This is a genomic window from Rathayibacter sp. AY1A3 (genome assembly GCF_002930975.1).
Classification (GTDB): Bacteria; Actinomycetota; Actinomycetes; order Actinomycetales; family Microbacteriaceae; genus Rathayibacter.
On record NZ_PSTO01000070.1, the window covers coordinates 1 to 4,471 of the forward strand.

Here is a 4,471-nt window from a genome sequence, read left to right on the forward strand (position 1 = left end):
GCCGCCCTCGCCGGCGTCTCGAAGGCCACCGCCTCGCGCACGCTCTCGCGCCCGGAGGTCGTCTCGCCCGAGACGGCCGCCCGCGTGCTGACCGCGGCGCTCTCCTCCTCCACCGCCCCTCGAAAGGACCCGCCATGTCCCGCACCACCGCCCGGCGCACGCTCGCCCTCACCGCGGGGGCCGTCATCGGCGCCCTCGCCCTGGCCGGCTGCTCCGGCTCCGGCTCCTCCGACGAGCCCGACGCGCCGTCGCTCGTGGTCAGCACCTTCCCCTTCGGCGTGGAGGAGTTCCAGGAGGCCGTGATCGACCCGTTCACCGAGGCCACCGGCATCGAGGTCGAGGTCGAGACCGGCTCCAACTCCGACCGCCTCTCGCAGCTCCAGCTGGCCGGCGGGGACGACCCCGGCGTCGACGTGATGCTCATCAGCGACTACTACGCCGCGCTGGGCCAGAAGGACGACCTGTTCCAGCAGGTCGACGCGGCCTCGGTGCCCGCGCTCGCCGACGTCGCCGCCTTCGCCACCGAGGAGTCCTACCTCGGCCCCGCATACAGCTACCAGCTCAACGGCACGCTCTACTCGACCGACGCCCTCACCGCCGACCAGGCGGCGCAGTGGTCGGTCTACTCCGACCCCGCGAACGCCGGGAAGGTCGCGCTGCCGGACATCTCCGTCACCGCGGGCCAGCTGATGGTCAGCGGAGTCGCCGCGACCGAGGGCTCCGGCCCGTACGACATCGACGCGGCCCTCAGCACCCTCGCCGACTGGGCCCCCGGAGTGCTCCAGTTCTACAGCTCCTCCACCGAGGTCACGAACCTGCTCACGCAGGGCGAGATCGTCGCCGCCGACGCCCTCAGCGGCTTCGCCACCGATCTGGTGGCCTCCGGCGAGCCGATCGGGTGGACCCCGCCCGCGACCGGCCGCTACATGGCGACCAACCGGGCGATGATCCCGACCGGAGCCGCGAACGTCGACGCCGCCGAGCAGTTCATCGACTACCTGCTCTCGGTCGAGGCGCAGACCTCCTCCGCCGCGATCGTCGGCGACCTGCCCGTGAACCTCTCCGCCGAGGTGCCCGACACCATCACGGCCGTCGTCGGCGACATCGCGGCCGACCCGACCGCCGCCGGCTACTCCACCCTGGACCCCGCCGAGCTCGTCCCCACCCGCTCGGAGTGGGTCGACCGCTTCGCCCGCGAGGTCACCGCCCAGTAGCGGCCCGCCCCGTGCGCGACGCCCGCGCACGGGGCCCCGACCGTCCGATCCCGCACCTCCGGAGACCGCCATGAGCACCACCCCCACCGCCGCCGTGCCCGACGAGTGGATCCGCCGGATCCCGAAGGCCGATCTGCACTGCCACCTCATCGGGACCGTCCGGCCCGCGACCTTCGCCGAGCTCGCCCGCCGCGAGGGCCTCGCCCTGCCGGCCGAGCCGCAGCGGATCTTCGCCGACATCAACTCGCTGCCCCCGGACCCGGCGCTCTACCGGGACACCGTGATCCCGGTGCCCCAGGGCCGCTCCGCCGACGAGCCCGCGGTGTCGTACTCGCTCTTCCAGGTCTCGGACTGGGTGGTGCAGCTGCTCCGCACTCCGGAGGACCTGACCCGGATCGTGCACGAGGCGTTCGAGGACGCCCACCGCACGAGCGGCACCCGCCACCTGGAGCTGTTCTTCGACGCCGTCCCGGAGCACCTCGCCGGGCTCGGCTACCGCGGCAGCGTCGAGGCCTACGCCGAGGGCATCCGGATGGCCGAGCGCGACTTCGGCATGACGGGGCGGATGATCGCCGGCATCGACCGCAGCCGCAGCGGGGAGGAGGCGCTCGAGCTGGTCCGCGAGGTCGTCCGCCACCCCCACGAGTACGTGGCGGGGATCGGGCTCGACAACCTCGAGACGGCGGGTCCGCCCGAGCGCTTCGCCGACGCCTACCGCCTCGCCGGGGAGGCCGGCCTGGGCCGGACCGCCCACTCCTCCGAGCACGCCCCGACCGCGGCCAACACGACGACCTGCCTCGATCTGCTGGGCTGCGACCGGATCGACCACGGCTACTTCGTCCTCGAGGACCCCGCCGTCGTCGAGCGCGTCCGCGAGCAGGGCGTGGTGTTCACCGTCGCCTCGACGACCTCGCGCCGCTCCTGGCGGCCCTGGCGGCGCGCGTCCATCCGGGCGATGCTCGACGCGGGACTGCGGGTCGTGCCGTGCTCCGACGATCCCGGGATGTTCCCGACCACGCTCGCCGACGAGTACCGCCTCGCCGCCGGCCCGATCGGCGCGACCGCCGGTCAGCTGCGCGAGATGGCGCTCACCGGAGCGGAGGCCTCCTGGCTGCCCGCCGACGAGAAGGAGAGTCTGCGCGCGTCGTTCGCCGCGGAGCTGGACGCGCTGGACGCGGAGTTCGGGCTCGTCTGAGGCCCGGGACGCGACGGGCTCCCCGCCCTGACAGAGTGGACGGATGAGCCCCCTCCCCGATCCCCTGGCCTTCGACCTCGAGGCGCTGCGCCGGGAGGTGCTGCCGGACGACGGGGGCGAGGTCGACGACAGCATCCCCGCGCTCGCGGACGCCGAGCCGGGACTCTGCGCGATCGCGCTCGTCCAGCCCGACGGGTCCGTCCGCGCGAGCGCCGACGCGGAGGAGCGGTTCAGCATCCAGTCGGCCGTGAAGCCGTTCCTGTTCGCGCTCGCGCTCCTCGACACCGGCGGCGACGCGCTCGACCGCGTCGGCATCGAGCCCACCGGCGAGGCCTTCGACGCCCTCAAGCTCGAGAGCGGCACCGGGCGCCCGCCGAACCCGATGGTCAACGCGGGAGCGCTGCTGACCGCCGCCCTGGTCGACGGGGGCGACGCCGACGGCCGGAGCGAGCGGATCCTCCGCGGCCTCTCCGCCTTCGCCGGCCGCCCGCTCTCCGTCGACGAGAGCGTCGCCGCCGACGAGCACCTGCTCGGCGACCGGAATCACGCCCTCGCACACCTGATGCGCGCGGAGGGCACCCTGCACCGCAGCGCCGACGACGCCGTCTCCGCGTACGCCCGGGCGTGCGCTGTGCTGGTCGACGTCCGCGACCTGGCCGCGATGGGCGCGACGCTCGCGTTCGGCGGCGTGCACCCGGGGACCGGCGAGCGGGTCGTGCCGGCCTCGGTCGCGCGCGACGTGGTCGCGGTCATGGCGACGTGCGGCGTCTACGACGGCTCGGGCCGCTGGATGCGCGCGGTCGGCGTGCCCGCCAAGTCGAGCGTCTCGGGCGCCCTCGTCCTCTCCGCTCCCGGCCGCCTCGGCGCCGCCGTCGTCAGCCCGCCGCTGGACCCCCAGGGCACCAGCGTCCGCGGCGCCCGCGTCGCCGCCCGCCTGAGCGACGCCCTCGCCCTGCACTCCTTCGCGGTCGCCCCCCGCTGACCGCTGCCGTTCCCCCACTCCCGCCGTCGCGGGCGCCCACCGCACCCTCAGCGGAGACCACCCGCCCTCCCTCGACAGCGAAGGGCCGAGCCGCGTCAGCGCACGCTCGCCCGCAGGGCCGAGCTCACCGCCGAATCGCGTTCCAGCGATTCGCCGTAGCGGTACGCTCCCCGCTCCACGAAACGCACCACCTCGTACAGCCGACCGCGTAGCGGATGACGACGAAGGAGGAATCCGCTCGATCGAGCACCGCCCGCTCAGTCGAGCAGCAGCGCCGGTTCCTCCAGCACGCTGGCGACGTCGGCGACGAAGCGGCTGACGACGTCGCCGTCGACGACGCGGTGGTCGAAGGAGCCGCCGACCGTGGTGACGAAGCGGGGGCGGACCTCGCCGTCGACGACCCAGGGCTTCTGCTTGATCGTGCCGAGGGCGATGATCGCGACTTCGCCGGGGTTCAGGATCGGGGTGCCCGTGTCCATCCCGAAGACGCCGATGTTGGTGATGGTGATGGTGCCGTTCTGCATGTCGGCGGCGGTGGTCTTGCCGTCGCGGGCGTCGAGGGTGAGCTTCTCGAGGGCCTGCGCCAGTTCGAGGAGGCTCATCGACTGGGCGTCCTTGACGTTGGGGACGAGCAGTCCGCGCGGGGTGGCCGCGGCGATGCCGAGGTTGACGTAGTGGCGGACGACGATCTCGGTGTCGGTCCAGGCGGAGTTGACGGTGGGGTTGCGGCGGACGGCCCAGATGATGGCCTTGGCCATGATGAGCAGCGGCGAGACCTTGACGCCGGCGAAGTCGGGCGAGTTCTTGAGGCGCTTGACGAACTCCATGGTGCGGGTCGCGTCGACGTCGACGAAGACGCTGACGTGGGGCGCGGTGAACGCGCTCGTCGACATCGCGGCGGCGATCGCCTTGCGGACGCCGCGCACGGGGATCCGCTCCTCGCGGTCGTCGCCCCAGGCGGGGGTCTGGATGTTGCGGAAGACGCTGGCCTGGGAGGCGTGGCGGATGACGTCGTCGCGGGTGACCTCGCCGGCGAGGTCACCCGCGACGACGTCATCCGCCACGCCTCCCAGGCCAGCG

At 73.7% G+C, this 4,471-nt stretch carries 5 protein-coding genes; 4 read left to right on the plus strand and 1 reads right to left on the minus strand.

Translation table 11 applies throughout. The features are described from left to right. The 4 genes from C5C10_RS18330 to glsA form a co-directional block, all read left to right on the plus strand. The coding region (locus tag C5C10_RS18330) for a LacI family DNA-binding transcriptional regulator (RefSeq protein ID WP_146082196.1) at positions 1-303 on the plus strand (303 nt) is incomplete at its 5' end. Then, positions 186-1,214 (plus strand): extracellular solute-binding protein, encoded by a 1,029-nt coding sequence (locus tag C5C10_RS17205; RefSeq protein ID WP_258060639.1) that lies wholly within the window; start codon positions 186-188, stop codon positions 1,212-1,214. The genes C5C10_RS18330 and C5C10_RS17205, both read left to right, overlap by 118 nt. 70 nt (positions 1,215-1,284) lie before the next feature. Next, positions 1,285-2,409, plus strand: a complete 1,125-nt coding sequence (locus C5C10_RS17210) for a hypothetical protein (RefSeq protein WP_258060638.1) — start codon at positions 1,285-1,287, stop codon at positions 2,407-2,409. Between the two features lie 43 nt (positions 2,410-2,452). Then, complete coding sequence (gene glsA, locus C5C10_RS17215; RefSeq protein ID WP_104329871.1) at positions 2,453-3,391, plus strand: glutaminase A; 939 nt, start codon at positions 2,453-2,455, stop codon at positions 3,389-3,391. Positions 3,392-3,648: 257 nt separating this feature from the next. Here the strand turns inward: glsA and C5C10_RS17220 are convergent. Beyond that, positions 3,649-4,471: dihydrolipoamide acetyltransferase family protein (locus C5C10_RS17220; RefSeq protein WP_146082197.1), on the minus strand; the 823-nt coding region annotated here is incomplete at its 5' end.